This is a genomic window from Microbacterium sp. NPDC055910, from assembly GCF_042271185.1.
Classification (GTDB): Bacteria; Actinomycetota; Actinomycetes; order Actinomycetales; family Microbacteriaceae; genus Microbacterium.
Map to the genome: position 1 here is coordinate 1 of NZ_JBHJZS010000063.1, position 5,103 is coordinate 5,103.

At 68.8% G+C, this 5,103-nt stretch carries 6 protein-coding genes; 2 read left to right on the top strand and 4 right to left on the bottom strand.

All coding sequences use genetic code 11. The annotated features are described in order from the left end of the window. Positions 1–73: 73 nt before the first annotated feature. Positions 74–220, bottom strand: coding sequence for a hypothetical protein (locus ACFC3F_RS14930; RefSeq protein ID WP_376131467.1), 147 nt, complete (start codon positions 218–220; stop codon positions 74–76). 220 nt (positions 221–440) lie between these two features. On the opposite strand from ACFC3F_RS14930, the gene ACFC3F_RS14935 reads away from it, so the two are divergent. Next, positions 441–2,552, top strand: a complete 2,112-nt coding sequence (locus tag ACFC3F_RS14935) for an acyl-CoA dehydrogenase (protein WP_376131470.1) — start codon at positions 441–443, stop codon at positions 2,550–2,552. On the opposite strand, the gene ACFC3F_RS14940 is transcribed toward ACFC3F_RS14935, so the two are convergent. Next, positions 2,553–3,218 (bottom strand): TetR/AcrR family transcriptional regulator, encoded by a 666-nt coding sequence (locus tag ACFC3F_RS14940; RefSeq protein ID WP_376131473.1) that lies wholly within the window; start codon positions 3,216–3,218, stop codon positions 2,553–2,555. It lies immediately after the preceding gene. After that, positions 3,215–3,844, bottom strand: a complete 630-nt coding sequence (locus ACFC3F_RS14945; protein WP_376131475.1) for a DUF4166 domain-containing protein — start codon at positions 3,842–3,844, stop codon at positions 3,215–3,217. The genes ACFC3F_RS14940 and ACFC3F_RS14945 overlap by 4 nt, the downstream gene beginning before the upstream one ends. A gap of 53 nt (positions 3,845–3,897) precedes the next feature. Between ACFC3F_RS14945 and ACFC3F_RS14950 the strand changes: the two genes are divergently transcribed. Continuing rightward, on the top strand, positions 3,898–4,869 hold the full coding sequence (locus ACFC3F_RS14950; RefSeq protein WP_376131478.1) for an epimerase: 972 nt from the start codon (positions 3,898–3,900) through the stop codon (positions 4,867–4,869). Between the two features lie 39 nt (positions 4,870–4,908). Here ACFC3F_RS14950 and ACFC3F_RS14955 read toward each other — a convergent pair. Beyond that, on the bottom strand, positions 4,909–5,103 hold a 195-nt coding region (locus ACFC3F_RS14955; protein WP_376131481.1), incomplete at its 5' end, for an HNH endonuclease signature motif containing protein.

Below are 5,103 nucleotides of genomic sequence, written 5' to 3' on the forward strand. Positions count from 1 at the left end.
CCGCGGGGCTGCAACGGCCCCCCCCCAACCAGGGTTTGAACCCCACGAAACGCCCCCCGGTGCAGTCTCGCGGTCAATCGCGGGGGGTCTGACGGTCGGGACGGTCGGGGTCCTCACCCTCGGCCTGCGACGGGCGGCCGGTCGGCTCGGCTCGACCCTGGTCGGGGCGGTCGGGGTCTTCGCCTTCGGCTTGCGACGGCTTCTCGGTGTCGCGATTCATCGGATGCTCCCTCCTCGAGCGATGCTGCAACGATGCGCGCGACCGGGGCAGCACGGCAGGGGGTTGCTCTCGCCGGGTGGGTCGTGCTGTCGGGACCGCACAACCGGCCTGGACGGCGTCCGAACCTCGAGTTGTGGCATCCCGCCAATGGGGTTGGCTCTCACTTGTGGAAGTTCTACGGTTGAGAGAGATTTTGCTGCTGCACGAGAGGTGATACTCCATGGCTGATGCCGTCGTCCGGTCCACGAAGCCCGCCACGAGCAAGCGCACGCCTGCCGGCGGCGCGCCGACCGCCGCGCACACGGCGGCCGAGGCGTCCGAACCGCGCATCGACACGTCGGCGGTCACCGATCTGCTGCTGGGCACCTGGGCCGACACCCGCCGCACCGCCCGCGCCATGATCAAGGACCCCGTGTTCTGGCAGATCCCCGGCATGCCCATGGCCGAGCACCGCGAGCGCGTGCTCACCCAGCTGCACCTGCTGGTCGACAACGGTGCATCCGGTCGGGCATACCCCGAGGAGTACGGCGGCAACGCCGACAACGGCGCGAACATCTCGGGCTTCGAAGAGCTCGTGCTCGCCGACCCGAGCCTGCAGATCAAGGCGGGCGTGCAGTGGGGGCTGTTCGGGTCGGCGATCCACCAGCTCGGCACGAAGAAGCACCACGACCTGTGGCTCGAAGGCGCCATGAACCTCGAGATCCCGGGCGCGTTCGCGATGACCGAGACGGGGCACGGTTCCGACGTCGCCGCGATCGGCACGACGGCGACGTACGACCCCGAGGCCGAGGAGTTCGTCATCCACACGCCGTTCCGCGGCGCCTGGAAGGACTACCTCGGCAACGCCGCCCTGCACGGCAAGGCCGCGACGGTCTTCGCGCAGCTCATCACGGGCGGCGTCAACTACGGCGTGCACTGCTTCTTCGTGCCGCTGCGCGATGACGAGGGCGGCTTCCTGCCGGGCATCGGCGGAGAAGACGACGGCGTCAAGGGCGGCCTCAACGGCATCGACAACGGCCGCCTGCACTTCGATCACGTGCGCATCCCGCGCGAGAACCTGCTCAACCGCTACGGCGACGTGGCGGCCGACGGCAGCTACTCGAGCGACATCGCGAGCCCCGGCCGCCGCTTCTTCACGATGCTCGGCGCCCTCGTGCAAGGACGCGTCTCGCTCGACGGCGCGGCGACCACCGCGACGGCGCTCGCGCTCACGATCGCGATCACCTACGGAAACCAGCGCCGCCAGTTCGACTCGGGCAGCGGCACCGACGAGGTCGTGCTGCTCGACTACGGCAAGCACCAGCGCCGCCTGCTGCCGCTGCTCGCCCAGAACTACGCGCAGTTCTTCGCGCACGATGAGCTGCTGCGAAAGTTCGACAGCGTCTTCTCGGGCCGCAACGACACCCCGGACGAGCGCGAAGATCTCGAAACGCTCGCCGCCGCTCTCAAGCCGCTGTCGACGTGGAACGCCCTCTCGACCGTGCAGGAGGCGCGCGAAGCCTGCGGCGGCGCCGGCTACCTCGCCGAGAACCGCATGGTGAACCTGCACCAGGATCTCGACGTCTATGCGACGTTCGAGGGTGACAACAACGTGCTGCTGCAGCTCGTCGGCAAGCGTCTGCTGTCCGATTACGCCAAGCAGTTCAAGAACAAGGATGCCGCGGCTCTCGCCCGTTTCGCCGTCGGGCAGACGGCGGGCAAGGTCTTCCACGGGGCGGGCCTGCGTCAGTTCGGGCAGGCCGTCGCCGACTTCGGTTCGACGGCGCGGTCCGTCGAATTGGGACTGCGCGCCGATCAGCAGCACGAGCTGCTCGCGGGTCGCGTTCAGCAGATGGTCGCCGATGTCGCGGGGCGTCTGCGTCCGGCGTCGAAGCTCCCGGCCCCCGAAGCGGCCGACCTGTTCAACCAGAACCAGGCCGCGCTCATCGAGGCGGCGCGCGCGCACGGTGAGCTGCTGCAGTGGGAGGCCTTCACCGATGGCATCAACGAGCTGACCGACACGTCGACGCAACAGGTGCTCACGTGGCTGCGCGACCTGTTCGGGATGCACCTGATCGAGAAGCACCTCGCGTGGTATCTGATCAACGGTCGGCTGTCGGCTCAGCGCGCAGCATCCGTCTCTCGGTACATCGACCGGCTGGCGGCGCGGTTGCGTCCGCACGCGCAGGATCTCGTCGAGGCGTACGGGCTCGAGCCCGAGCACGTGCGGGCCCCGATCGCGTCGGGTGCCGAGCGCGAGCGTCAGGACGAGGCCCGCGACTATTACGCCGCGCTGAAGGCTTCGGGGGCGGCGTCGGTCTCCGAGAAGTCGCTCAAGAAGAAGAAGAAGTAGTCACGCCCGAACGTCGGCGATGACCTCGAGCATGCCGCGCAGCGGTGCCCGAAGCGCGCGCACGCGCAGCAGCGGGAGCGAGAGGCGCAGCAGGCGAAGCCCGTGTTCGAGCAGACGCTCGGTGCGCTGCCGGGTCGGTGTGGAGTCGTAGACCCAGAACAGGGTCAGCAGCAGGTGCGCGAGCAGGAGCGCTTCGGGCAGGCGCTCTTCGAGATCGGTGGGGAGTCTGCGACGTGCGCCGACGAGCGCGTCGCGGAACAGCCCCACGACGACTTCGCGCGATGGCCGGGACTCCTCGGACAGGGGGTTGATCGACGCCTTCGGCGACACGGCGGCCGAGAGGAACTCCGGCGCAGACGCGTGATACGGCTCGAGTACCGCGAGCCCCGTGCGGTAGACGATGGCGAGGCGCGCGACGAGGTCGTCCTCATCGGCCAAGAGGGGGCGAGCCGCCGCTTCGTGCTCGCGTTGCACCTCGAGGTAGAGCTCCTGCACGAGGCCGTTCTTGTTGGAGAAGTGGTAGTTGGTCGTGCCGACCGAGACGCCGGCCTCGTTCGCGATGAGCCGGATCGTCGTGGCGTCGTACCCACGCTCGCGGAAAGAGCGCAGCGCGATCTCGCTGAGCAGCGCGCGCGTGCGCTCGCTCTTCTGTGTGGGTGCGGTCATCGCGGCATCCTCTCGGGATCGGTCAGGGGCACGTGCGCGAAGGTGAAGGACCCGGCGTAGCGGAAGACGTCGCCGAGGAGCGGCATCCGAATTCTCACATCGACATGCTGGATGCCGCCGGCCCAGCGCTCCCGGACGCTGACGCGCGCCCAGTGGGGGAGCGGGATGCGCAGACGCCGGAGGTGGAGCGCGAGCCGTTCGGACGACAGGTGGAGTTCGCCGTCGACGACGCGGATGCCGAGGGTGACTTCGAGTCCGCCGCGGCGACCCAGTCGGTCGCGGAGTCGCTCGCCGTCGGCGGTCATGCGGTCGCACATGCGGCGGGTGCGGCGGGTGCGGCGGGGAAAGTCGAAGGTGCGCGTCGCGCTCAGCGAGCCATCGGGCTCAGCGATGTTCACGACCGTGAAGGGCACATCGCGGACGAAATCGGGGAAGAGGATGCCGCGCCACGCCATCATCGCGAAGACGGGGCGCAGCCACGCGATGCGCGATCCGGCGACGGAATATATGCCGCTACCGACACCTGCCGTGCCCGTCGGGATCGCACCGAAGTACGCGTGCAGACCCGGATCGAGCTGGGAGAACCGCGATCCGAGCGCCTGCTGGTAGATCGATGGTGTCGCCACGGCCTCAGGTTAGCGTAATCTGAACATGTTCAGTTATGCGGAAGGCGATCAGGATGCAGCCTCGTGTCGTCATTGCGGGTGCGACGGGATTCGTCGGTGAGCGCGTCGCGGAAGCATTCGCGGCCGACGGGTACCGTGTCGACACGATGGGGAGGACGGCCGCCGTCACGTGGGGGGACGACGCCGCGATCGCACGTCTCGTCGACGGCGCCGATGTCCTGATCAACCTCGCCGGCAAGTCGGTCGACTGCCGGTACGTCGACGCGAACCGCGATGAGGTCTACCGGTCGCGCATCGCCACGACGCGCGCGCTTCGTGAGGCCGTCGCGGCTGCCGTCCGGCCGCCGCATGTGTGGTTCAACGCCTCGACGGCGACGATCTACCGCCACACGATGGATCGGCCGAACGCAGAGGCCGACGGTGCTCTGGGCTCGGGCTTCTCGGTCGACGTCGCGCGGGACTGGGAACGGGAGTTCTTCGCGGGCGATCTTCCCCAGACAAGGCGCGTGGCGCTGCGCATGGCGATCGTGCTGGGAGACGGGCCCGCGACGCGGATGCTGGCGACTCTTGCGCGCGTGGGACTCGGTGGCCCGCACCTCGATGGGTGGTGGCCGCAGCATCGTCGCTACCGGGGCATCGGTCCTACGCCGAGCGGCGACGGGCGTGCTCCGCACCATGACACGCGCGGACGGCAGCGCTTCAGCTGGATCCACATCGACGATGTCGTCGGCGCGGTCCGGTTCTTGCGTGACCATGACGACATCGACGGCGTGGTCAATCTCGCCAGTCCGATCGCGTCGGACAACCGTGAGCTGATGGCGACCCTGCGCCGTGTCGTGGGGGTGCCGTTCGGCATGCCGATCCCACGGTGGATGCTCGAGCCGGCGATGTGGGTGCTGCGAACCGAGCCCGAACTCGTGCTCAAGAGCCGGTGGGTGACGCCGGAGCGTTTGCTTCGCGCGGGCTTCGGGTTCGCGCACGTCGATCTCGAAGGGGCTCTTCGGGTGTCGCTGTCTCGCCCGTGATCCCGCTGGGTCTCTCGCTGGTGTCGCTGTTCGTTGCCGTCAGAAGGGTGGGGGTTCGGTGGAGGTGAATCCGGTGGGTGTGGTGACTTCGACGGTGCCGTTGTCGCGGGTGCGGTAGGCGAGCTTGGTGTGATGTCGGTGGGTGTGGTCGGGTGGGCAGAGGGGGCGGAGTTGGCGGATGTTGGTGGGTCCGCCGTGTGCCCAGGGGGTGGTGTGGTCGATGTCGGCGTCGAG

Bases quoted from the DNA above. Each gene is read 5' to 3' on its own strand.
- ACFC3F_RS14930 (WP_376131467.1), bottom strand. From the start codon at position 220: ATGAATCGCGACACCGAGAAGCCGTCGCAAGCCGAAGGCGAAGACCCC.
- ACFC3F_RS14935 (WP_376131470.1), top strand. From the start codon at position 441: ATGGCTGATGCCGTCGTCCGGTCCACGAAGCCCGCCACGAGCAAGCGC.
- ACFC3F_RS14940 (WP_376131473.1), bottom strand. From the start codon at position 3,218: ATGACCGCACCCACACAGAAGAGCGAGCGCACGCGCGCGCTGCTCAGC.
- ACFC3F_RS14950 (WP_376131478.1), top strand. From the start codon at position 3,898: ATGCAGCCTCGTGTCGTCATTGCGGGTGCGACGGGATTCGTCGGTGAG.